The following is a 22,952-nucleotide window of genomic DNA, read 5'->3' on the forward strand; positions in this document are numbered from 1 at the left end:
TGCTCCTTTTTCTAAGAAAGTTACCATGATTATAGCACGAGTTTTGGTAGAAATAGCCGAAGATCTCAGAAAGTCGGCAACAGGGGGAGAAGTCTTAAGAAATTCCCTTAACCAAAGCAATTTCTAACGAAAAGCGACTAGATATGTGTATAATAGAGCTATGTGAATTGAGGAGGAACAAGTAATGAGAGAATGGAAAACCTTAAAAGAGTACGATGAAATTTTGTTTGAACAACATGGAAAAGTGGCGAAAATCACGATTAACCGCCCAGAAGTCCACAATGCGTTTACACCAAAAACGGTGTTTGAAATGATTGATGCATTTTCGATCAGTCGCGATGAACCAGGCATCGGCGTGATTATTTTGACAGGCGCCGGCGATAAAGCCTTTTGTTCAGGCGGAGACCAAAAAGTCCGTGGTCACGGTGGCTATGTTGGGGAAGATCAGGTTCCTCGCTTAAACGTATTGGATCTGCAACGCTTGATTCGCACGTTACCAAAACCGGTGATCGCCATGGTCAAAGGCTGGTCGATCGGTGGCGGAAATGTTTTACAATTGGTTTGTGATTTAACGATCGCCGCTGATAACGCTAAATTTGGTCAAACAGGACCAAATGTCGGTAGTTTTGATGGTGGCTATGGTTCGGGCTATCTTGCACGGACAATCGGTCATAAAAAAGCCAAGGAAGTTTGGTTCATGACAAAACAATATACCGCCGAAGAAGCATTGGCGATGAACTGGATCAATACAGTCGTTCCTCTTGATCGAGTAGAAGATGAAACGATGGAATGGGCAGAAACGATGCTGCAAAAGAGCCCGTTGGCGTTACGCATGATCAAAGCATCAATGAACGCCGATACGGACGGATTAGCTGGTATTCAGCAATTAGCTGGCGATGCGACCTTATTGTATTACACGATGGATGAAGCCAAAGAAGGTCGTGACGCGTTTAAAGAAAAACGTCAACCAGACTTCGACCAATTCCCTAAATTCCCATAATGACTGGGAGTTGGCTGCAAAGGCAAGCACAACTTCATCCAGAACGACCAGCTTTTTATTGGCATGAAAAAAGCTGGTCGTTTGCTGCCTTGCAAAAAGAGGTTTATGCTTACGCTGCTTATTATCTAGCCCAATTCGTTGATCAGCCAAACCGGGTAGCTCTTTTTAGCAATAACTCCCCTGAAATGGTCTTTACGATCCTTGCGTTATGGGAGTTGGGGATCGAAGTCCAGCTGCTGAATACGCGATTGACAGCCGCTGAAATCTCCTTCCAATTGCAAGATGCCCACTGCGACTGGGTGATCACGGCGGATCAGGCTGCGGTTTCGGATGTTCGCAGCTTGACCTTTGGACAAGCGATCAAACAGGCGGAGGCTTTTATCGGTTCTGTTGTTCCTTCGTTTGTTCCTAATGAAGCAATCTATCAAGCAGAGCAAGTGGCTTCAATTATGTATACCTCTGGTACGACTGGCAATCCCAAGGGTGTGCCTCAAACCTTTGGGAATCATCTAGCAAGTGCCGAAGCGACTCAAAAAAACTTAGCCATCACTAGCGAGGATTGTTGGCTTTGTGCAGTTCCGCTGTATCATATCAGTGGGTTATCAATTCTCTTGCGGTCTTTGCGACTTGGGATGAGTGTTCGTTTGTATGAGCGCTTTGATGCTGGAGAAATGGCAAAAGACCTTGAAGCAGGGAAAGGGACGATCGTTTCTTTGGTGGCAAAAATGTTGACAGATTTGCTGCCCTTGGTGCCCCAACAAGGCTTTGATTCGTTGCGTTATATCCTGCTAGGCGGCGGTCCGATTGCCAAAAGTGTATTGGAAAAATGCCAGCAAAATCAGCTTTCTGTGATTCAATCCTATGGGATGACAGAAACCTGTTCACAAGTGGTGGCATTGCCGCCAGAAAAAGCTTCTGAAAAAATCGGCGCCTCTGGGGTTCCCCTGCAAGGTGTCCATTTACGAATTGCGACTGATGGGAAAATGGCAGACCACCAGACTGCTGAAAATACCCAGCCGATCGGAGAAATCCAACTGCAAGGACCTGCGATCACGACTCGTTACTTGAACGATCGCAGTCCACAGCAGTGGGACCAAGAGGGCTGGTTTGCCACAGGAGATCTAGGTTATCTTGATCAAGAGGGCTTTTTGTATGTAGTCAGTCGTGCAAGCGAACTGATCATATCTGGTGGAGAAAACATCTATCCCGCAGAAGTGGAGCAAGCCTTGTTGCAGCATCCAGCGGTCAAAGAGGCAGCTGTGGTGGGGGAACCAGACGAGGAGTGGGGACAATCTGTCGCGGCTTATTTAACGTTAAATCAACCGATCCACTTCCAAGCTTTATTGGATACGTTAGAAGGGCAGATCGCCCATTATAAATTTCCGCGCCGCTTTTATCACGTGCGAGAAATGCCGCGCACAGCAAGCGGTAAAGTTTTAAAAAGGCTATTGCTGAGTGAAGAAAGAGTGAACTACATTGAACAGCAAATCAACAAGTAATTATGAGGCAGCGATCGCTGCCGGGAAAACCTATTTGAGTGAGTATCAACCTATAGAAAGGTGTGACTTACTGGCTCTTTATGCAGCGGCACAAGAATATCGAGGGGAACGCTACTTCTGGCGTACCCCTGATGAAACGACCAGTATAGTAGGGTTGGGTTGGTTAGCCACTTTTTCGCAACCCAAACTTGCAGACTTTTCAGAAGTCCGCTCTCTCTTAAAGCAAGCCCACTATCAACCAGAGGCACCTTTTCAGGCGCAGTTAGTTGGCGGCTTTGCTTTTGATGAACAGGCAGAAGTCAGTCAGGATTGGGCTGAGCTAGGTGCTGGTCTCTTTGCGTTGCCAGAAATACTGGTCAGCAAAACTGGAGATCAGTGTGGCGTCGTTTATACAGTAGCCGCTTCTTCCGAGGAACAACGACAACAAAAAGTCGCTGCCTTACAGGAAAAAGTCGCAAGCTGGTTGCAGGCCAATTCGGACAAGAGTCTTGTAGCAGAAACGCCTGCTTTTCAGGCACAAGAGGAACTAGATGTGCCCCAATGGCTGCAAGCGGTCGAAGAGACAGTGGCAGCCATTCGCTCAACTGAAACACCGTTGAAAAAAGTGGTTCTGGCAAGACGAATGAAGGTAGAAACGAAGCAGTCGATCATTAGTGCTGCGGTGTTGCAACGGTTGGCGCAACAGCAGCCGAATACCTATCTTTTTGCCATCGAACATGGGGGCCATGTTTTTGCTGGTGCGACGCCAGAACGCTTGCTAAAAGCGACTGTCGATCAGTTTGAAACGGTGAGTATCGCAGGTTCCGCACCAAGAGGCAAAACCAAAGAAGAAGATGAGGCACTGGCACAAGCCCTCTTAGCGGACGCAAAAAATACCCATGAACATCAAGTAGTTGTCGATCGCTTAGAAACGGCATTGGCCACTTTGTTAGCTGACGGCTTTCAATCAGAAGCCCGTTCCGTGATCAAAAATCGTGACATTCAGCATTTGTTTGTTCCTTTAGCAGGGCAAAGAAAGGCAGGAGTCAACTTTCTGACCGCCGTGCAAAAACTACACCCGACCCCAGCATTGGGGGGAGAACCGAAAGAAGCAGCCGTCTCATGGATTCGTACCCATGAACCAGCCAGCAGAGGGATGTACGGTGGACCGATCGGTTGGTTGGGTATTCAAGAAGATATTGGCGAGTTTGCTGTGGCGATCCGCTCAGGATTCTTTAGCGGCAATCAAGCAACGCTGTATGCGGGCTGTGGGATCGTTGCCGATTCAGATGCGGAATCCGAACGTCAAGAAACACGGTTAAAATTTCAACCGATGAGGAGAGGGATCTTAGGAGATGAATAACCAGACAGTCATGACAGACTATTTACTAGCGGCGATCCAAGGACTAAAAGCAGCGGGTGCGAAGCGAGCAGTCATTAGTCCCGGTTCACGCTCCACGCCATTGGCGCTACTATTGCATCGTGATCCTGAGATCACCTGTACGGTGGCTGTCGATGAACGTTCGGCTGCTTTTTTTGCTTTAGGGATGTCCAAAGTTGATCTCCAGCCAACGATCTTACTGTGTACTTCTGGAACTGCAGCAGCCAATTATTATCCAGCTGTTTGTGAAGCTGAAGCTACCAACTTGCCACTGATCGTCTTAACGGCTGATCGCCCACCAGAACTGCGGGGCGTTGGGGCGCCACAGGCAATGGATCAACAGAATTTGTATGCCTCTCATGTCAAAAAGATGGTAGAGATGACGGTGCCAGAAAACGATCCTGCTTTGTTGCGTTATAGTTTTTGGCAAGCTGCAACTTGCACGATCGAAGCGCAAAAACAGTCGAAAGGCCCTGTCCAAATCAACTTTCCATTACGGGAGCCGCTGTTGCCTGACTTTAGTCGCCAATGCAGTATGCAGCAAGACGTGAGCTATCTGGCACCACAACAAGAGCTGTCAGCAGAGATGATCACCCAGCTAGCCCCTTACTTTGATAAAAAAGGTATCCTGATTGCTGGAGAAAGCCTTACGATCGAAGAAGCGCAGCAGTTGCTGGCTTTTTCGGAGAAATTAGGCTGGCCGATCGTCGGTGATCCATTGACCAATCTGGCGACAGCCGGTACCAAAGTAGGAACATTTATCAGTCAAGCCGATCTTGTTTTCCCGCAATTGACTTCTGCCTTCCAACCAGAAGTGGTCGTGCGTTTTGGTCGCTTACCAGTCACTAAAAATGTCCTATTATGGTTGAACAAAGCAGCGGATACGACGACGTGGCTCTTTGTTGATCCATCAGGGCAGTGGCAAGATCAGCTGCATCGGGCAAACTATTTGATCGAAGCAGCGATCAGCGCCTTCGTGGCGGCCATCACCCAGTTGCCGATCGTCAAACATACGGCGTGGCAACAACAATGGCAAGCACTTCAAGCGCGGGCAGATCAGGTGATTGCTGCAAGTCCCCAGTTGCAACAATGGGATGAGAGCAGCGCTGTGCGCATGCTCCAACAATGTTTGCCTGAAGAAGCGCAAATTCTTTTGGCAAACAGCAATGCGATCCGTTTTTTTGATCGCTACGGCAGCAAAACTACCTCCACTTATCGAGTGTATGGAAACCGAGGCGTCAATGGGATCGACGGCCTTGTCTCGACCGTGGCTGGGATTGCTTCCGCCAGTCAAAAGCCTACCTACTTGTTGATTGGTGATTTAGCGTTGTACCATGATATGAACGGCCTACAACTACTGCGCCAGTATCAATTGCCAGTAACGATCATTTTACTGAATAATAACGGTGGTGGGATCTTTTCCTTTCTGTCACAAAACACCTTAGAACCAAACGACTTTGTCCCGCTCTTTGGTACTCCGTTAGATCTTGAGTTTCAAAAAGTGGCGGCTTTATATGAGGCGAATTGGCACACACCGACCTCTTTGCTAGAGTTTCAAACGATTTTAGCGGAAACAAGTCAACAGCCGTGCTTTCAAATAATCGAAGTGAAGGGTGAGCAAAAAGATCCGGTCAACACTTGGCAAGCACTCCAACAGCAGTTTAGCGAGGCAGGAGCGCAGCAATGAAGGACACGATAAATGGCGTCAGTTATTTTTATCAGTGGCTGCAGCCGTATCGATCATCCTTACCAACCCTTGTGGCATTGCATGGCTTCACGGGTTCTTCGGAAAGCTTTCGACCGGTTTTTGCAGAGGAAGGTTCTTACAATGTATTGGCAATCGATTTGATTGGACATGGACGCTCATCGATTTATGTCCATCCCATGCGTTATGAACTTCCTTTACTGGTGGAGGATCTCGCACACCTTTTAGCGAAGTTAGGGATTGAACGTTATGGCCTGTATGGCTACTCGATGGGGGCGCGAATCGCACTTGTCTGGGCGGTCATGGAACCAACGGCAGTGACCCATCTTTTGCTTGAGAGTGGTTCACCCGGGTTAGCTGATCCAGCAGAACGACTCGCTCGTCAGCGGCACGATCGTCGCTTAGCGTTGCGCTTACTAAGGGAGCCTTTGGTCGATTTTGTCGATTACTGGCAAGAACTGCCGTTGTTTGCTAGTCAAAAGGAGCTACCTTTAGCGCAGCAGGCTGCTGTACGGCAAGGACGCTTGCAGCAAAACAAATTTGGCTTGGCAGTAAGCTTGGTTTACGGTGGTACTGGCAAACAGCCAAGCTGTTGGTCGGCACTTCCGCAGCTAGCTTGTGAAATTCTTTATTTAGCGGGGGAAAAAGATTTAAAGTTTCGTAAAATCGCCCACCAAATGAAGCAGCTGCAACCAGAGATGACCATCAAAGTCGTTGCTAATGCTGGACATTGTATCCATTTAGAACAGCCGACACAGGTTCGTCATGAAATCGATCAATGGTTTGTAAAAGGATCGGGGCCACAGTCAGCTGATTGACAAGGAGAGAACGCAATGAAGATTGAAAAAATTGAACGCATCGCCTGTCGCTTGCCCCTCAAACAACCCTTTGTGACAAGTTATGGACAATTAACAGAAAAAGCTTTTGATCTTTATTTGGTGACGACAGAGGATAAAACGATGGGCATCGGTGAATTGGTCGCTTTTGAGCAGCCAGATTACATTGAAGAAACCCTCTTTTCTGCTCGACAAGTGATTGAAACAGCACTGATCCCATTATTGATTGACCAAGAGATCGAGCATCCGCAAGAAGTTTGGCAGCTGTTTCAAACGGTCCAAGGAAACTACATGGCAAAATCGGCTTTGGAAACAGCGATTTGGGATCTATATGGCAAGCAAACGCATCAAAGTGTGAAAGAGCTTTATACCGCAACCCGACCGAGTGTCGCTGTTGGCGTTAGTCTTGGCATACAAGACTCTGTCGAAAAACTAGTGGCTCTTGTTGCCGATTATGTCGCCCAAGGGTATCAACGAATCAAATTAAAAATCAAGCCTGGGCAAGATCTGGTACCCTTGCGAGCGATTCGACAAGCCTTTCCAGAATTGCTTTTGATGGCAGATGCAAACGGAGCCTATCAGAGTGAGCCAGAACGCATTTTGGCACTTGATGACTTAGGCTTGGTGATGATCGAGCAACCACTTAAGGTACGAGATCTGGTGGGGCACAGTCAGCTACAGCGGCAGATGAAGACGCCTCTATGTTTGGATGAAGATATTCGAACGGCAGAAGACGTCGATACCGTCGCAGCCCTGGACAGCTGCCGTGCGATCAACCTGAAAATCCCCCGTGTCGGTGGGATCACCGAAGCCTTGCGAATCCTTGATCGATGTCAAACCCATGGACTACTCGTTTGGTTAGGCGGCATGTTTGAGTCTGGTGTGGGACGAGCCATGAATTTGCAATTTGCGAGTCAAGATATTTTCCATTTTCCTGGGGATCTTTCCGCTTCTGATCGTTACTTTTATGATGATGTCATTACACAGCCTGCAACTTTGCATGAAGGCAAGCTGCTGGTACCTGATGGAAAGGGCTTTGGCATCACGTTAGCAGAAACAAAGCTAAGTCAGTATGGGCAACCTAAAGAATGCATCTACTCAAGAAAACGATCAGCGAAAGAATAACATCATCAAAGAAAAAACAGCGAAAATAAAAGAAATGGCCAGCAGGGAAATCTGCTGGCCGTTTCTTTTGCGTTATTCTACATTTTTGAATTCTTTTTCAATTTGTAGTCGTTGGACTTTCATGGTTGCTGTTCGTGGGATATCTTCGTAGTCGCGTAAAATTGGCTGATTGAGGTGAGGGAGATCTTCCACCATTTTCCACCAAGCATCCCAATCCATTTGACGATTTGGTGCTAAAGCAATGATTGGTTGCGGTGAGTTTTCTTTGTCGCGAACGATCACGACTTCGGCAAGGAAGTCTAAATGATCCAGCAAAAGGTCTTCCAAGGCAAGATTGCTTTCAATATTTTTGATCAAGTCCACTTGACGGTCTTTTAAGTAAAGATGTCCCTGATCATCCATCATGCCGTAATCACCACTGTCCCACCAAGCGCCATAGACATTGTCAGCAAAACGCTGATCTTCTTTATAATAGGTCAACGCGCGTCCTTTTGAAAGGAAATGGATGTGCCCATCGGTATTGGCTGGCAGCTCGTTGCCCTCGGCATCGGCGATCCGTGCTCTCGTTAAGTCCTCCAGACCGACACCCATATCACGGGCATCGTTGGTAGCGATGCTTTCTAAGGTATGTGCTTTTAGAATCATTGGCCCGCACTCACTTTGGCCATAGACTTGTAAAAAGAGTGCTTCTTTTGTTGCTGAAGTATTTAAAAAAGTCGCCATTGTTTGATTGTTGATAGCATCAAAGGTTGAGTGATAGTAACGAATATTAGCAAAAGCATCTGGTTGTTCTTTTGCCACAAAGCTCCATTGGACAAAATTGTTTGGATGAGTTTCCAAAGCGATCGGTGGGTATTCTTTTAACATGCCTACGACATGAGCACCGTTGGCATTGGCTAATGGCATCATCGGAAAGCCCATCGCCATCAAGGAGGAGATACCGATGTTGAAGCGGGAGTGCACCGGTGAAATATGGAACGCAATTAAATCAGAGTCAGCTTTGGTGCGATCGATCTTGGTGAAGATCGTTTTTTGCCATTTTGTCCGCCAGCCCATGGAGTTTGCTGAATGACAAATCAATTTTGGAATACCCGTCGTTCCAGAAGTATGGGTCATATAGGAAATTTGATCCACCGGTAATTCAGTTTGTTCCACTGGTTCCTCTGGTTGTTGTAGCAAATGGCGAACAGCGATCTGTTTGTCAGTACTGCTATTTTTCACTTGTGCGACGCGGCCTTCGGTTTCTTCATCAAATAAGATGTAAGGATCTTCTAAGCGATCCACAAACACTTCGATGGTTTCAGCAGGAAAATGATAGGAGATCATAGCAGGAACGGCACCAAGGTAAGAAGCAGCCGTTGCTAACAAATACGTATCGAATTTTGAAGATTTATACAGAATGATTTTATCTCCTGCTTGCACGCCAAGTGAGGCAAGTTGATAAGCACGCTTTAAAATCATTTCATGGCTCGAACGGTAGGTACTACGATAGCCAAGCTCAGGAAATGCTGGCAACACTTCATCATGGATGATGGGGGTGTCAGGAAACGTCTCAGCAGCTTCGCGATAATTGGTGTATAGATTCAATGGACGATAGTCTAAAATGGACAAATAGAACACTCCTTTAAAAGTTCGTGAAAAACTTCATTTGATTTCTCCATTTTAGCACAGGAATTCCTCGATACAATAGATATTTTGTGTTTTTTATTTATTTCTAAAAAATCATTCGGGCAAAGACTTTCGAAGAATGAATGACTGTGATGTGTTATCATTCATTCCTCGTACTAAGCGAAAAAGTGCATAATCAACGGGTGTATTTTGCTACAAAATCTTCGATTGGGAGGCGAAAGTCTAAATAGCGTGCTTTTAATTCTGCACGATTCCAATTCCACCAAGCGATTTCTTGCAAAGCAGTGATCGTTTCTGGATCAAAGCGGTATTTGATCACTTTTGCTGGAACCCCGCCGACGATCGCATAAGGCGGCACATCTTTGGTTACGACTGCGTTTGAGGCGATCACGGCACCATCACCGACGGTCAAACCAGATTGGATCACGGCACCGTGGCCGATCCAGACATCATTGCCAATGACGGTCGTTTTTGCTTTGCGTTTTTCTAAGAAGGACTCGTCCTTTGGCGCAAATCCATAGCCTTCGCCATTATAGGCAAAAAGATGCTGACTAGGGCGTTCATAGGGATGATTGGTAGGGCCGATGCGGACCATCGCTGCGATACTGATAAAACGTCCTAATTGGCTGTTCTGAATAAAGCAATATTGCCCCGTATAGGTATAATTGCCGATGGAAGAATGATCAATGTGATTGGCTTCGCCAATTTCGACATAGTCTCCTAAAGTTGTGTCTTGAAGCTGCGAGTCTTTGCCAACGATCGGCTGTTCATCTGGAAAATTTGTGATCGATAGGTGCATATAAATCATCCTCTCTTGCGTATTACTATCATTTTACCGCACTTTTTTGTACTATTTGACTAATACGCACTAAAGACAAAAGGAGGTCTGCTTTATGGAGACGATTTATCAGTTAGATAAGATGACCGAAACGATAGCTAAGCGAGCAATCAAAAAAGGATACTCGTTAAAAAATCAAGCGGCCCCAGAGGCGCTGTTTGTGCGCAGTTCAACGGTTCCTAACGAATTGATCACTCCAGAATTAGCTGTGATCGCTCGCTCAGGAACAGGCACCAATACGATCGATTTGGCACGGTGTACTCAAAATGGCACAGTAGTTTTCAATAGTCCTGGTGTCAATGCCAATGCAGTCAAAGAGTTGGTGCTATCCAATTTATTTCTCAGCGTCCGCCCCTTATTCAAAGCGATCCAGACGGTAGCCGATTTGCAAGAAGAACTAACGTCCGGTCAAATTGAAGCAGAAGAGGTGTTGAAGGTAGCTGAAGAACGGCGAAAAGAAGTGATTGGCGAAGAATTAGCTGGAAAAACCATCGGTATTTTAGGGTTAGGAGAGATCGGTGAACGGGTGGCAAAAGCCTGTCATCAGCTAGGGATGGAGGTTTTGGGCTATGCCCGAACGAAGAAAGCAGCACACGATTACGAGCAAGTCAGTGACCTGCAAATGCTGTTGACCGAATCAGATTTTGTGGTGGTCTTGCTCCCTTTAAGTCAAGAGACCAAAGGCATGCTGAATCGACAAACGATTCAGCAGATGAAAAAAAATGCAGTGTTGATGAATTTTGGTCGCGGGGAAATCGTGGAAGAAGCAGCCGTCTTAGAAGCATTAGCCAAAAATCAGCTCAAACAATACATCACTGATTTTCCTAGTGCGGGCTTGATCGGACAACCGAAAGTGTTGTGTTATCCGCATATCGGCGGCAGTACTACCAATGCCTTGGAAAAGGGGGATCACGTAGTTTTTGATCGCATGCATGCCTATTTACGCGCTGGGACGATTCAAGAATCGGTCAATTTCCCCCATGCAGAGTTGCCTTTTTTAGCACCGTATCGCTTAGCGCTGTTTTATCACGACAAGCCTGGTGCTTTTGCCCCATTATTGCGGATCATTTCTGAAGCAGGCGTGGATATCGATAATTTGGCGAGTGAGAGAAAAGCCGGAGTTGCCTATACTTTGATTGATCTTGATGAGACAAATGAAACACTGCTGCAAGATCTACAGCAGCAGATACAGCAAGAAACAGCGATCATTCGTGCCCGCTTGATCAAAAATTCGCGAACCAGTGAATAGTTGCCACCAACAATGTTTCTTGTTATGATGAAAAAAAAGTAAAGGAAGTTCATCATGACGAATAAGTTTCAAGATAAAAAGAAGGTCGCTTTGCCTCGTTATCAGCAGATTGCCGTAGCGATCGCGGAACGAATCGTTGAAAATCGCTACCAAGTTGGGCAAAAGATCCATGCACGCTCAACATTAGCCAGCAATTTCAATGTCTCTCCTGAAACAGCCCGCAAAGCGATCAATGTATTAGTTGATTTAGAAATCATGGACGTCCGTCATGGCAGCGGCGCCTATATTGCTTCAAAGGAAAAAGCACAGGCCTTTGTGGAACAATACCAAGATGTGCAGTCGATCCAAGAAATTAGACAAGATATTTTAGACAGTGTGGAGCGGCAGCAGCAAGAGCTGGATAATTTTTCTGACTTGTTGAACACGCTAGTGCAGCAAACCAAAAAGGTACACCACATGAGTCCGTTTGTGCCCTTTGAGCTTCAGCTGACGGAACAGGCGCAGCATTTGGAAAAAAGTATCAACGAATTGAATGTTTGGCAGGCAACAGGGGCGACGATCATCGCGATCCAAACAACCGAAGAATTGTTGTTGTCACCGGGACCTTATGCGAAATTCAGTGCAGGCAATACGATTTATTTTGTCGGGAATGAATTGGCGTTGCAGCGCATGACCAATTTCTTCTATCCAACGGACCATTCAGCGTAATTCTTTTTCCTGATTCCCATGCTTTTTTTGCAAAAGAAAAAGCATTGGGAAATTTTTTTTGACAAAGTGACCACATCTTGTTAAGATAGTATGGTCACTTTCGTGAAATTTTTCAGAAAAAGGAGTATTAATCATTTGAGTAAAGTTAAAGTGGAACACTTAACCAAAATCTTCGGTAAGAAAAAGCAGCAAGCTCTTGCCATGGTCAAAGAACAACGCAGCAAAAACGAGATTTTAGAAAAAACGGGTGCCACCGTTGGGGTCTATGATGTGAACTTTGAAGTCAACGAAGGCGAGATTTTCGTCATCATGGGCCTTTCTGGAAGCGGGAAGTCAACATTGATTCGACTATTGAATCGATTGATCGAGCCGTCTGGCGGAGATATTTACATAGATGGCGTGGATGTTGCCAAAATGAGTAAAGAGGAACTACGAGAAGTTCGCCGTCACAAAATCAACATGGTTTTCCAAAGCTTTGGCCTTTTCCCTCATCGGACAATTTTAGAGAACACAGAATACGGACTAGAAGTCCGTGGGGTCTCGAAAGAAGAACGAACAGCGAAAGCGGAAAAAGCGTTAGAAAACTCAGGATTGCTTTCTTTTAAAGACCAATACCCTGACCAGCTGTCTGGAGGGATGCAACAGCGTGTGGGACTTGCCCGTGCGTTAGCCAATGATCCAGAGATCCTCTTGATGGATGAGGCCTTTTCAGCATTAGATCCGCTGATTCGCCGTGAAATGCAAGATGAACTTTTAGAATTGCAAGCCAATGTTCAAAAAACGATTATCTTTATCACCCATGATTTGAACGAGGCCTTGCGGATCGGTGACCGGATCGCTTTAATGAAAGATGGTCAGATCATGCAGATCGGTACAGGAGAAGATATTTTGACGAATCCTGCCAACCAATACGTGCGTGATTTCGTGGAAGATGTCGATCGTTCCAAAGTCTTGACTGCGCAAAACATCATGGTCCCAGCATTGACGACGAACATCGAGATCGATGGACCAAGCGTAGCATTGAACCGGATGCGGAAAGAAGAAGTCAGCATGCTGTTAGCCGTCGACAAACGTCGTCACCTAAAAGGAAGCCTGACAGCCGAGTCTGCTCGTGAGGCACGGAAAAACAATCTGACCTTGAAGGAAGTTATTGATAAAAATGTTAAAAAGATCGATAAAGATATGCTGGTAACGGATATCTTCAATTTGATCTATGATTCGCCTACACCTTTAGCCGTGGTAGAAAACGATCGTTTGATCGGAGTCGTGATCCGCGGAAGTGTGATTGAAGCATTGGCTGAGACTGATTCAGCCGCTCAAGCAGAGGAAGGGGTAGTGACAAATGGATAATTTCTTACAACATACGATTCCGGTGGCTGATTGGGTCGAAAACTTTACTGATTGGCTAACAGGAACTTTCAGTGGATTGTTTTCAGCCTTACAGTCTTTCGGACAATTTATCATGGACGCTATTACAAATGTATTACTGTTTGTACCACCGTTATTAATGATCGTCTTATTGACGGCTGCTGCCTTTTTCGTTTCACGCAAAAAATTCGGCTTGCCAGCTTTTACTTTTGTCGGGTTGCTGTTCATCTATAACCAAGGATTATGGACAGACTTGATGAACACCGTCACGTTGGTCTTATTGTCGAGTTTGGTTTCGATCATCATTGGGATTCCACTAGGAATCTTAATGGCGAAAAGCGAAAAAGCGCAAAGTATCGTGACGCCGATCTTAGACTTTATGCAAACGATGCCTGGTTTCGTTTATTTGATTCCTGCGGTTGCTTTCTTTGGGATCGGGATGGTTCCTGGGGTCTTCGCCTCAGTGATCTTTGCTCTACCACCAACCGTTCGGATGACGAACTTAGGGATTCGCCAAATTTCTCGTGAATTGGTGGAAGCCTCTGATTCCTTCGGTGGGACTGGCTGGCAAAAACTGATCAAATTAGAATTGCCACTAGCCAAAAGCACTATTTTGGCTGGGGTCAACCAAACCACGATGCTGGCATTATCAATGGTCGTGATCGCGTCAATGATCGGTGCTCCTGGGTTAGGGCGCGGCGTCTTGTCCGCCTTGCAACGAGCACAAGTCGGTAACGGATTTGTCAGTGGGGTATCCTTAGTTATTTTGGCGATCATCATGGATCGCTTTACCCAGAATTTGAATCGTTCGGCACATCAAAAAGCAGCCAGCAAGACAAGTCGCAAACAAAAACGTCTTTTTGGCGGGATTGCTGCAGCGGCAGTCGTTGCTTTGATTGGAGCATCGTTTGCCTTTGGAAATGTTTCTGACAGCAAAGGCACGGTGAACTTGGCGTATGTCGAATGGGATACGGAAGTTGCATCTACCCATGTGGTGGCAGAAGTTTTGTCGCAAATGGGCTACGAAGTCAATACGACGCCTTTGGATAATGCCATCATGTGGGAATCGGTGGCAAAAGGGGAAGTTGACGGGATGGTCGCTGCTTGGCTGCCATCTACGCATCAATCCCAGTATGAACAGTACCAAGACCAAGTTGAAAACTTAGGTCCTAACTTAGAGGGGGCAAAACTGGGGATCGTTGTACCAAGTTATATGGATGTAGATTCCATCGCAGACCTTTCTGACGAAGCTGGAAAAACCATCACTGGTATCGAACCAGGCGCTGGTGTTGTAAATGCAGCGGAAAATACAGTTGCAACGTATGACAACCTTTCCGATTGGAATGTCGCTACCTCTTCTTCAGGAGCGATGACAGTGGCATTAGGCCAAGCCATCAAGAACCAAGATGAGATCGTTATTACTGGCTGGTCTCCACATTGGATGTTTGCGAAATATGATCTGAAATATCTGGATGATCCAGAAGGAACAATGGGTGAAGCAGAAAGCATCAACACTGTTGTACGCCAAGGATTAGCAGATGACATGCCAGAAGTCTACGAAGTACTTGATCGTTTCAACTGGACACAAGAAGACATGGAAGAAGTCATGTTAGCAATCAATGACGGAACGTCAGCCGAAGATGCAGCCAAAGATTGGGTAGCCAATCACCCAGAAGAAGTTGCTGCTTGGACGAACTAATGTCTAAAAAAAGAACGACCGCAGATTGAAGCGGTCGTTCTTTTTGTTGTTTAAAATACTTAGATTCATGACGAAAGACGAGGGGATGATTTTTGCAAAAGACGGAGCTTTTGTGCAGGTTAAGCAAAACGATGAAAAATCGGCTGCATCTGTTCAAACGTACAGAGCTTAGTAAATCCTAATGACCGTAAAAGATCTTGTCCCTCTTTGATTTGAAACCCGAGCTGCTCTGGTTTATGACTGTCGCTGCCGATGGTTATCACGCTTCCCCCCAAGTCACGATAAAGCTTGAGGATCTCGATCGATGGCGTATACCCGTTGATTCCGTAACGGTGGGAAGAGGTATTCAGTTCAATGCCTTTGCCATTTTTGATCACGACTTTCAAGATCTCTGCTATTTGTTCTTTCGTTTGTTCAAAAGCGTCCTTCTCTTTATCTAAATAACGACGAATCAAATCCATATGGGCTAAGACGGAATACTCTTTATATGTCGTGACTAGCTGATACATTTCATCATAATAGCGCTCGTAGCATTCCTGTTGGCTGCGTCCTTTTTGAAATTCTCCAGTCCAAAATTCTTGATCGTCTACCTGATGAACGGAAAGTAAAATGAAGTCAAAGGGATGCGAATGATAAAGACGGGTAAATTGTGGGATCGTGTGCATTTGTATCCCAAATTCCAGCCCAGTTTTTAGCTTGATTTGGTCACTGTATGTTTCCTTTAAGCGTGCCAGTTCGTTAAAATACAAGTCGTAGTAGACATTTTTTACAACTTTATTGGCCCCGACGAGGTACGTATCCGTCGCTTGCCAGTCTTCTTTGACTCCATAATCCACATGATCGGTAAAGCAGATTTCTGCTAAGCCTAGTTTAATGGCGTCTTTGACTACATCTTCCATCAAATACCAAGAATCATCGCTGTAATCACTATGGACGTGATAGTCTGTAAAAATCATGGCGTCTCCTTTTGTTTCGTTATTTTTGCTGCTTCTGCCAGTCTGCTCGTTTTTGATGATAGAGCTGGGCGGCAGTTTCCCAATGTTCTTTGTCAGCCGGCTGAATCTCACGGATCACACGGGCTGGATTGCCGCCGACGATCGTATTCGGCGGCACATCTTTTGTGACGACGGAACCAGCAGCGACGATGGCATGTTTGCCGATCGTGACACCTGGTAAAATCGTACTATTGCCCCCGATCCAAACGTAATCTTCGACGGTGATCGGTAGGCCAAATTCCAAATCTTGACTGCGGACCACAGAATCGATTGGATGACCGGCGGTATAGAAGCTGACCCGTGGTCCCACCATCACATGATCACCAATCAGAATCTTATTGACATCTAAAAAAATGCAATCCATATTGGCATAAAAGTGATCACCAATCTCAACATGGCGACCATAATCAACATAAAGGGGTGGTTGGACAAAGCAATGCTGCCCAAATTTGCCAAAGAGTGCTTTTTCTTTGGCGATGATTCGTTCTCGGTCATCGACTGGTAAGTGGTTGATTTCCTGGGCACGTTTTTTTCCCTCCGCTGAACCATTCTCAGGGAGAATGCCAGCAGCTTGATACAATTGACCAGCCAACATCGCTTGATAATCAAAGTCTTCTTTCATTGCAAAATCCTTTCTAAGATGGTAAATCGTCGGTGGTTAATTCAATCAAATTGCCTTCGGGGTCTTGGACAACTGCTTCATAATAGCCATCGCCTGTTGTACGAGGACCATTTAAAAGAGGGTAGCCATCTTCAACAAACCGTTGAGCGTATCGATCGACGTCAGCTTGATCACCAACTGCAATCGCAAGGTGAGTGTAGCCTAAGCTTTCGCTGATACGAGGGCTTAAAAATTTCTTGGTCGTTAATTCTAACCGACTTCCAGAATCAAAGGTCAAAAAATAGGACTGAAAGCCTGTTTTCGGATTATGGTATTTTGGGTTGCTGACCGCCTGAAAGTAGGTTTCATAAAATGTCCTCATTTTTTCCAAATCATTGACATATAGTGCGATGTGTTCAATTTTCATTATCGACAACTCCTTTAATAAGCAACATAGATCGTTTTTTTTTGAACTTAGTAAACTTTGTTTAATAAGTTGCTTCTATTATACCTTTGTTAACAAAATTAATAAAGGTATATTCCCAGCTTTTTATCTGTTAAAATAGGAGCGTTGAGGGGGAGAAAAATGAAAGCTTATCAGCCAACGACCATTAAATTACATAATCAGGCAGTATTGCTGGATTTGCTAAAACAGCAGCAAGCGCCTATGACCAAGCGCCAACTGGCAGATGCCTCTCAATTAAGCGTGGTAACGATCAACAAGCTGCTTCCTGAATTGATTGAAAAGCAGTTGCTTTTGACGACGGATCAACCGCAACGAACGGGAGGACGTCAAGCTGCGGCTTACCAGTACAATGCGCAACGGACACTGTTGTTGATCATTCAGTTTATCGAAGAAGACCAGCAGATCGTGATTCGTTTTTCAGTCGTCGATCTCGTCGGGAACATTTTGCATCATGAGCAGTCAGCAGAGGGCCGATTGCCGCAGTTCTTGCAAGTAATTCGTCAGATAAAACAGGAATACCCGAAAATCAGCTTGGCAGTCGTGGGAATTCCTGGTGTGGAAATTGCTGGAAGACTGAAGATCATGGATGCTCCAGCATTTAAGGACATGGCGCTAGGGGAATTGATTGAAAAGGAGATCGCTGTAAAAACGCTTATTGAGAATGACGTGAATGCTGCGGTATTTCATTTCAAAGAAGAGAAAAAAATCGTGGCTGGCATTTATTTTCCGAAAAATTATCCGCCAGGTGCGGGACTGGTCATCGACCAACAGCTCTTTAAAGGAGCCAACCATTTAAGTGGCGAAATCAAGCATTTGCCGCATCTCTACACGGCTTCTTACCCTTTGGCAACAGAGGCGATCCCAGAACAAGTGACTGCCACTCTTCAAGCGATCGTGGCAGTGACGGACCCGCATCAAGTCATTTTGTTTTTGCCCTCTGAATGGCAGGCGCTCGTGTCGCGCTCCTTTTTGGAAAAGCAGCTGGCAGCAGTGTTTCAATATGGCGTCTTGCCAAAATTACACTTTTCCGATCGGTTTTCAGAAAATTATTTGGCTGGGTTGATCACGATGGGAATCGAAGCAGCTGGCTTAGGGCTTTGATTCCCAGCATTCAACTGGTACTGAGGACAAAAACTGCCGCTGCTTCCTTTATTCAGAAGTAGCGGCAGTTTTTTTGAAAATACGAGAACTCACAGCTTGGCGAGTTTCTGTGCTTTTTCGGTATTCGCAAAATGCAGTTTGGCATATTGGCCTAATAGTGCTATGCCACCTTGCTGCAGTAATTTTGCTGCAACTTGATCAGCAGCTGCGTGGGCGCCAGAAGGCAAGCGCAAACCGACTTCTTTAGAGGCTGCATCTAATTCATCCAAAAAGACTGTACGACATAAAATAGAGGCTGCCGCTACTGCTAAATGATATTGTTCACCTTTCGTCGCAAAATAGAGCTTTTCAGTGACCGCTACTTGTTCCGACTTTAAATAGGTGCGATAATTTTTTTCGCTCGTGAACTGATCGATCAAAATGGCATCTGGTGTCTCAGGAGCAATCTTTTGCAAAAGCAAACGAATGGCTTGATTATGCAAAGCAACTTTCATTCGGACTGTGTTGTATTTTGGTTGGATCTCGTTGTATTTGCTGGGCGTGACGGTGAGCAATTGGTAAGGAACCAATTCTTTGATTTTCGGCGCCATCTTACGGATCTCTGGATCTGTCAGCATTTTTGAGTCCTTGACTCCTAAAGCTTTCAGCTGTGGTAATTGCTCTTTTTTTGCATAGACGGCACAGACCACCAAAGGACCGAAATAACTGCCATTACCGACCTCGTCACTGCCGACGACGCTTTTTTCGCTAAATCCTGCTGGCAACGCAGTGGAGGAAACAGTCGCTTTTTTCTTATCTGGTACAGCACTTGCCGTATCGCCCCATAAGGAAGCTTCTTTTTCAGCAGTCGCTCCTTGGAACATGACTTTTCCTGACGTATAAGCAGTGATCGTCGTTGGCCCTTTTTTGGCGACAAACACTGTATAAGGAACTTTCTTAGCTAGCAAATCTCGTTGGTAAAATTGCTGCATCTTTTGGATAGTTGAAGTTGGTACTTTGATAACGATCGTACTCATTTGATTCCTCCTGATTTTTTGTCTTTTTTAGGTAGACAAAAGGATACTTTAAGATTTTACCATACTTCTTATTCTTTTTTACTAAGACGATCAGCAAACAAACGATTGGCATGGAAATTCATAAGAAAATCACGTATAATAGTTAAGAGTTTGCGACACATGTTCAATAAGTGATAGAATAGAGCAGAATGTAAGCAATGGGAGGAAATATTCCTATGACGGAGCAAAAGAAACGTTATAAAGCAGTTATCGCGAATCAAAGTTACACGATTATTGGACGCGAAAGCAAAGAACACATGGATATGGTGACAAGATTGGTCAATGACCAACTGCTTGAGATCATGCAATTATCGCCACAAACCGATCAAGAACAAGCGTCGATCTTATTAGCGATCAACGCTGTTTCCGACCAGCTGAAAAAACAAGAACAGCTTTTGGTCCTACAAAAAAAGGTGGACGAGCTGCGAGGACAAGCCATTAAAGCAACGGAGCTTGAGAATCGCATTAAGCGGATCGAAGCGATTGAATCCGAAGCACGGAAAGTTCTCGATGAGACAGGTCGCAGTGATGTGGAGATCCATAATCATGTGGAAGCACAACAGATCTTAAATGAACAAAGGAAACGAAAAATTCAAGAAAAGACAGCCCATGGGTAGTGCGGCGTAGAAAGGATACCTAAATGATTGGATTATTTGTCTTGGTTTTGTTGTTGGCAGCCTTTTACGGCGGCGCACGGCGCGGAACCAGTTTACAATTGGTCTCAGTTTTGGGCTATTTGATCTCTTTTTTCTTTGCAGTAGCAAATTACCAAGAAATTGCGAAGAAAATTGAGCTCTATGTTCCTTATATGTCAGTAACGGCGGACTCAAAGTTAAAATACTACGATATGGAACTGGCTTTAGATTTAGACAAAGCCTATTATGCAGCCATCGCTTTTGTGATGGTGCTCTTTGCTGGATGGCTGATCACAAAACTAGTGGTGATTTTTGCAGACAGTTTGCGTTACAAACGCCTACGTTTTTTAGGTGGTTATGATTGGGCAGTTGCGGGTGTTTTGAATGTTATCTTGATGTATATCAATTTGTACATGTTTTTCATGATTCTCTCAATGATCCCGTTTGCCACGATTCAAAATCTGTTTGAAACGAGCGGAACTGCGAATTTCATCGTTGATCGGTCGCCGATTCTCTCAGATTACTTCTATCGATTGTGGATCACAGATGTGATTGGGTAAAAAGCAGGCAGATGGTTGCAGAGCCATTCTGCCTTTTTCTTAGGAACAAAAAGTTAAAACAAAGCAGGTGAGAAAAGAATGAATACTAAGATCCTTGATGTTTTAGGATTTGAACAAGTAAAGAGTCAAATCGGTCAGTATATTGTAACAGCCCAAGGAAAAGAAGCCTTAGCAAAGCTTGCGCCATCAAGTGATGCGCAAGTCATTTCCTCTTGGCTAGCAGAAACAGAAGACGCGATCAAGATCCAACGTTTAAGAGGCGGAATCCCTGTACCAAAGATTGAGAATATTCGTCCCCAAATGAAACGGATCGAAATTGGCGCCGATTTAAACGGCATTGAGTTGGCACAAGTTGCCCGTGTCTTATCAACTACGCAGGAATTGAAACGCTTTTTTGCTGATTTGTCTGAAAGCGAGATTGAATTTTCCCGCTTGTATCACTGGGAAGAACAGTTGGTGTCTTTGCCAACCTTGAATCGACGCTTGAAAGAAGCTATCGATGAGGATGGCCGAGTCACAGATGATGCCTCTCCAGCACTACGTGGAATTCGCCAATCGATCCGACGAGCAGAACGGACGATTCGCGAGACATTGGATGGCATCGTCCGAGGTGGCAATGCAAAGTATCTAAGTGATACGATCGTAACCATGCGAAATGAGCGTTATGTGATTCCAGTCAAACAAGAGTACCGAGGTGTTTTCGGCGGGGTAGTCCACGACCAAAGTTCCTCTGGTCAAACCTTGTTTATCGAACCGAAACAAGTAGTGGAACAAAATAACCGTTTGCGCCAGCATCAAATTGCGGAACGGGATGAAATTACACGTATTCTAGCAGAATTGTCAGCAGAGTTAGCCCCATATCAAAGAGAGATTCTCCATAATGCGTATGTGATCGGGATCATGGATTTCATGAATGCCAAGGCTCGTTTTGGAAAAGAGATGAAGGCAATCGTACCAGCGATCAATCAAGACAACCATGTCTTTTTTAAGCAAGCACGTCATCCATTGATCGATCAAGAAAAAGTCGTTCCTAACGATATTACGATTGGAAAAGACTATCAAGCCGTTGTCATTACTGGGCCGAATACCGGTGGGAAAACCATCACCTTAAAAACATTAGGGCTATTGCAGATCATGGGCCAAGCTGGTTTACCAATTCTGGCAGAAGAAGAAAGCCAAATGGGTGTCTTCAATGAGATTTTTGCGGACATTGGGGATGAACAATCCATTGAGCAAAGTCTATCGACCTTTTCTTCTCATATGACAACGATCGTTGAAGTGTTGAAAAAAGTCGACGAGACAAGCTTAGTTCTCTTTGATGAATTAGGCGCAGGAACCGATCCTCAAGAAGGGGCGGCACTAGCGATTGCGATTTTGGACGAACTTGGGGCTAAGTCGGCTTATGTCATGGCGACGACCCATTATCCTGAATTGAAGGTTTATGGCTATAACCGATCCAATACGATCAATGCCTCTATGGAATTTGATGTTGATACCTTAAGTCCGACCTATCGCTTGTTGATCGGGGTTCCAGGACGAAGCAATGCGTTTGAGATTTCGAAAAGACTTGGCTTGCCAGATACGATCATTGATCAAGCCAAAGAGATCATGGATGGAGAAAGCCAAGACCTGAATGAAATGATCGCTGATTTAGAAAATCGAAGAAAAATGACGGAAACCGAGTATCTTGAAGTCCGTCATCATGTAAAAGAAGCGGCCCGCTTGCACCAAGAGCTAGAAGCAGCCTATAGTTATTTCTTTGAAGAACGTGAAAAAGAATTGGCGAAAGCTCGGCAAAAAGCCAATCAAATCGTTGAAGGAGCCAAAGAAGAATCTGAAAAAATCATTGCCGATATTCGTAAAATGCAGTTAGCCGGCGGTCAAACGAAGGTCAAAGAACACGAGCTGATCGACGCGCGCACCAAGTTATCAGGACTGCAACAAGAAGAACATCTGCAAAAAAACAAGGTTCTGCAAAAAGCCAAAGCAGCCAAGACGCTTAAAGAAGGAGACGAAGTGCTTGTAACATCTTATGGGCAGCGCGGGGTCTTATTGAAAAAAGCAGGCAAAAATCAATGGCAAGTCCAAATCGGTATTTTGAAAATGAATTTGCCAGAAACAGATCTCCAACCAGCAGCGCCAGTGAAGGAGCCTACACAGCGTATCGTCAATACGATTCGTTCTGCTGACAGCAGTCCAGTGGTCAATCAGTTGGATTTACGCGGCAAGCGGTACGAAGAAGCCCTCAATGAAGTGGATCAGTATTTAGATGCAGCGATTTTGGCAGGCTATCCGCAAGTGACGATCGTCCACGGAAAAGGAACCGGTGCGCTGCGTCAAGGGATTACCGATTATTTGAAAAATCATCGCTCGGTGAAAAGTTTTGAATTTGCGCCAGCAAATCAAGGGGGCAATGGGGCGACCATTGTGAAGTTTAACTAACCTTTAAGAACCCTTACCTTTTGTAAGCAGACGATTTTAAAAAACTTCCGATACGTGGTATACTTTTTTTAGTTTTAAAAA

20 protein-coding genes are annotated in these 22,952 nt (G+C 45.2%); 14 read left to right on the forward strand and 6 right to left on the reverse strand.

Annotated elements, in window-relative coordinates; translation table 11 throughout:
- Positions 1-184 precede the first annotated feature (184 nt).
- The 6 genes from menB to menC are packed head-to-tail and all read left to right on the forward strand — an operon-like array spanning position 185 to position 7,525.
- Positions 185-1,000: a 1,4-dihydroxy-2-naphthoyl-CoA synthase gene (gene menB / locus IGJ05_RS13015; protein ID WP_005228595.1), complete on the forward strand. Its 816-nt coding sequence runs from the start codon at positions 185-187 to the stop codon at positions 998-1,000.
- The gene (gene menE, locus IGJ05_RS13020) at positions 1,000-2,499 is read left to right on the forward strand and encodes an o-succinylbenzoate--CoA ligase (protein ID WP_266166987.1); all 1,500 of its coding nucleotides are present in this window, start codon (positions 1,000-1,002) and stop codon (positions 2,497-2,499) included. The genes menB and menE overlap by 1 nt, the downstream gene beginning before the upstream one ends.
- On the forward strand, positions 2,477-3,841 hold the full coding sequence (locus tag IGJ05_RS13025; protein WP_213356837.1) for an isochorismate synthase: 1,365 nt from the start codon (positions 2,477-2,479) through the stop codon (positions 3,839-3,841). Before menE ends, IGJ05_RS13025 begins: the two co-directional genes overlap by 23 nt.
- A complete protein-coding gene (gene menD, locus IGJ05_RS13030) occupies positions 3,834-5,546 on the forward strand; it encodes a 2-succinyl-5-enolpyruvyl-6-hydroxy-3-cyclohexene-1-carboxylic-acid synthase (RefSeq protein ID WP_266166988.1) in 1,713 nt (570 codons plus the stop codon). The genes IGJ05_RS13025 and menD overlap by 8 nt, the downstream gene beginning before the upstream one ends.
- Complete coding sequence (gene menH, locus IGJ05_RS13035) at positions 5,543-6,382, forward strand: 2-succinyl-6-hydroxy-2,4-cyclohexadiene-1-carboxylate synthase (protein ID WP_060792819.1); 840 nt, start codon at positions 5,543-5,545, stop codon at positions 6,380-6,382. Before menD ends, menH begins: the two co-directional genes overlap by 4 nt.
- Before the next feature lie 15 nt (positions 6,383-6,397).
- Positions 6,398-7,525 (forward strand): o-succinylbenzoate synthase, encoded by a 1,128-nt coding sequence (gene menC / locus IGJ05_RS13040; RefSeq protein ID WP_060792820.1) that lies wholly within the window; start codon positions 6,398-6,400, stop codon positions 7,523-7,525.
- Positions 7,526-7,597: 72 nt separating this feature from the next.
- Here the strand turns inward: menC and IGJ05_RS13045 are convergent, their stop codons facing one another.
- Both IGJ05_RS13045 and IGJ05_RS13050 read right to left on the reverse strand, forming a co-directional pair.
- A complete protein-coding gene (locus IGJ05_RS13045; RefSeq protein ID WP_266166989.1) occupies positions 7,598-9,136 on the reverse strand; it encodes an AMP-binding protein in 1,539 nt (512 codons plus the stop codon).
- A gap of 193 nt (positions 9,137-9,329) precedes the next feature.
- Complete coding sequence (locus IGJ05_RS13050) at positions 9,330-9,953, reverse strand: DapH/DapD/GlmU-related protein (protein WP_015510201.1); 624 nt, start codon at positions 9,951-9,953, stop codon at positions 9,330-9,332.
- A gap of 94 nt (positions 9,954-10,047) precedes the next feature.
- Between IGJ05_RS13050 and IGJ05_RS13055 the strand changes: the two genes are divergently transcribed.
- The 4 genes from IGJ05_RS13055 to IGJ05_RS13070 all read left to right on the forward strand — a co-directional run bounded on the left by IGJ05_RS13055 (position 10,048) and on the right by IGJ05_RS13070 (position 15,016).
- On the forward strand, positions 10,048-11,241 hold the full coding sequence (locus tag IGJ05_RS13055) for an NAD(P)-dependent oxidoreductase (protein ID WP_034869144.1): 1,194 nt from the start codon (positions 10,048-10,050) through the stop codon (positions 11,239-11,241).
- Positions 11,242-11,295: 54 nt separating this feature from the next.
- On the forward strand, positions 11,296-11,949 hold the full coding sequence (locus IGJ05_RS13060; RefSeq protein WP_005228608.1) for a GntR family transcriptional regulator: 654 nt from the start codon (positions 11,296-11,298) through the stop codon (positions 11,947-11,949).
- A 135-nt stretch (positions 11,950-12,084) separates the two neighbouring features.
- Positions 12,085-13,299: a quaternary amine ABC transporter ATP-binding protein gene (locus IGJ05_RS13065; RefSeq protein ID WP_005228609.1), complete on the forward strand. Its 1,215-nt coding sequence runs from the start codon at positions 12,085-12,087 to the stop codon at positions 13,297-13,299.
- Positions 13,292-15,016 (forward strand): ABC transporter permease/substrate binding protein, encoded by a 1,725-nt coding sequence (locus IGJ05_RS13070; protein ID WP_005228611.1) that lies wholly within the window; start codon positions 13,292-13,294, stop codon positions 15,014-15,016. Before IGJ05_RS13065 ends, IGJ05_RS13070 begins: the two co-directional genes overlap by 8 nt.
- Positions 15,017-15,135: 119 nt before the next feature.
- Here the strand turns inward: IGJ05_RS13070 and IGJ05_RS13075 are convergent, their stop codons facing one another.
- The 3 genes from IGJ05_RS13075 to IGJ05_RS13085 are packed head-to-tail and all read right to left on the reverse strand — an operon-like array spanning position 15,136 to position 17,039.
- Positions 15,136-15,972, reverse strand: a complete 837-nt coding sequence (locus tag IGJ05_RS13075; protein ID WP_156235407.1) for a histidinol-phosphatase HisJ family protein — start codon at positions 15,970-15,972, stop codon at positions 15,136-15,138.
- 19 nt (positions 15,973-15,991) lie between these two features.
- Complete coding sequence (locus tag IGJ05_RS13080; protein WP_016608797.1) at positions 15,992-16,633, reverse strand: sugar O-acetyltransferase; 642 nt, start codon at positions 16,631-16,633, stop codon at positions 15,992-15,994.
- A gap of 13 nt (positions 16,634-16,646) precedes the next feature.
- A complete protein-coding gene (locus IGJ05_RS13085) occupies positions 16,647-17,039 on the reverse strand; it encodes a VOC family protein (protein ID WP_015510196.1) in 393 nt (130 codons plus the stop codon).
- Positions 17,040-17,198: 159 nt separating this feature from the next.
- Here IGJ05_RS13085 and IGJ05_RS13090 point away from each other — a divergent pair, with 159 nt between their 5' ends.
- Entirely contained in the window at positions 17,199-18,179 is a 981-nt protein-coding gene (locus tag IGJ05_RS13090) for an ROK family protein (protein ID WP_016608796.1), read from the forward strand.
- Positions 18,180-18,268: 89 nt separating this feature from the next.
- Here the strand turns inward: IGJ05_RS13090 and rnhC are convergent, their stop codons facing one another.
- The gene (gene rnhC / locus IGJ05_RS13095; protein ID WP_005228632.1) at positions 18,269-19,195 is read right to left on the reverse strand and encodes a ribonuclease HIII; all 927 of its coding nucleotides are present in this window, start codon (positions 19,193-19,195) and stop codon (positions 18,269-18,271) included.
- A gap of 215 nt (positions 19,196-19,410) precedes the next feature.
- Between rnhC and zapA the strand changes: the two genes are divergently transcribed.
- From zapA to IGJ05_RS13110, 3 genes are all read left to right on the forward strand, one after another.
- Positions 19,411-19,851, forward strand: coding sequence for a cell division protein ZapA (gene zapA, locus IGJ05_RS13100; protein ID WP_005228634.1), 441 nt, complete (start codon positions 19,411-19,413; stop codon positions 19,849-19,851).
- Between the two features lie 23 nt (positions 19,852-19,874).
- Positions 19,875-20,429, forward strand: coding sequence for a CvpA family protein (locus tag IGJ05_RS13105; RefSeq protein ID WP_005228642.1), 555 nt, complete (start codon positions 19,875-19,877; stop codon positions 20,427-20,429).
- Between the two features lie 78 nt (positions 20,430-20,507).
- The gene (locus IGJ05_RS13110; RefSeq protein WP_266166990.1) at positions 20,508-22,871 is read left to right on the forward strand and encodes an endonuclease MutS2; all 2,364 of its coding nucleotides are present in this window, start codon (positions 20,508-20,510) and stop codon (positions 22,869-22,871) included.
- The last annotated feature ends 81 nt before the right edge of the window (positions 22,872-22,952 follow it).

The sequence above is a fragment of the Enterococcus sp. AZ167 genome, from assembly GCF_051714025.1.
GTDB lineage: Bacteria > Bacillota > Bacilli > Lactobacillales > Enterococcaceae > Enterococcus_D > Enterococcus_D casseliflavus.

What these genes read in the sequence shown, in the direction of transcription:
- menB (WP_005228595.1), top strand. Translation starts at nt 185, where the DNA reads ATGAGAGAATGGAAAACCTTAAAAGAGTACGATGAAATTTTGTTTGAA.
- menE (WP_266166987.1), top strand. Translation starts at nt 1,000, where the DNA reads ATGACTGGGAGTTGGCTGCAAAGGCAAGCACAACTTCATCCAGAACGA.
- menD (WP_266166988.1), top strand. Translation starts at nt 3,834, where the DNA reads ATGAATAACCAGACAGTCATGACAGACTATTTACTAGCGGCGATCCAA.
- menH (WP_060792819.1), top strand. Translation starts at nt 5,543, where the DNA reads ATGAAGGACACGATAAATGGCGTCAGTTATTTTTATCAGTGGCTGCAG.
- menC (WP_060792820.1), top strand. Translation starts at nt 6,398, where the DNA reads ATGAAGATTGAAAAAATTGAACGCATCGCCTGTCGCTTGCCCCTCAAA.
- IGJ05_RS13050 (WP_015510201.1), bottom strand. Translation starts at nt 9,953, where the DNA reads ATGCACCTATCGATCACAAATTTTCCAGATGAACAGCCGATCGTTGGC.
- IGJ05_RS13055 (WP_034869144.1), top strand. Translation starts at nt 10,048, where the DNA reads ATGGAGACGATTTATCAGTTAGATAAGATGACCGAAACGATAGCTAAG.
- IGJ05_RS13060 (WP_005228608.1), top strand. Translation starts at nt 11,296, where the DNA reads ATGACGAATAAGTTTCAAGATAAAAAGAAGGTCGCTTTGCCTCGTTAT.
- IGJ05_RS13070 (WP_005228611.1), top strand. Translation starts at nt 13,292, where the DNA reads ATGGATAATTTCTTACAACATACGATTCCGGTGGCTGATTGGGTCGAA.
- IGJ05_RS13075 (WP_156235407.1), bottom strand. Translation starts at nt 15,972, where the DNA reads ATGATTTTTACAGACTATCACGTCCATAGTGATTACAGCGATGATTCT.
- IGJ05_RS13080 (WP_016608797.1), bottom strand. Translation starts at nt 16,633, where the DNA reads ATGAAAGAAGACTTTGATTATCAAGCGATGTTGGCTGGTCAATTGTAT.
- IGJ05_RS13085 (WP_015510196.1), bottom strand. Translation starts at nt 17,039, where the DNA reads ATGAAAATTGAACACATCGCACTATATGTCAATGATTTGGAAAAAATG.
- IGJ05_RS13090 (WP_016608796.1), top strand. Translation starts at nt 17,199, where the DNA reads ATGAAAGCTTATCAGCCAACGACCATTAAATTACATAATCAGGCAGTA.
- rnhC (WP_005228632.1), bottom strand. Translation starts at nt 19,195, where the DNA reads ATGAGTACGATCGTTATCAAAGTACCAACTTCAACTATCCAAAAGATG.
- zapA (WP_005228634.1), top strand. Translation starts at nt 19,411, where the DNA reads ATGACGGAGCAAAAGAAACGTTATAAAGCAGTTATCGCGAATCAAAGT.
- IGJ05_RS13105 (WP_005228642.1), top strand. Translation starts at nt 19,875, where the DNA reads ATGATTGGATTATTTGTCTTGGTTTTGTTGTTGGCAGCCTTTTACGGC.
- IGJ05_RS13110 (WP_266166990.1), top strand. Translation starts at nt 20,508, where the DNA reads ATGAATACTAAGATCCTTGATGTTTTAGGATTTGAACAAGTAAAGAGT.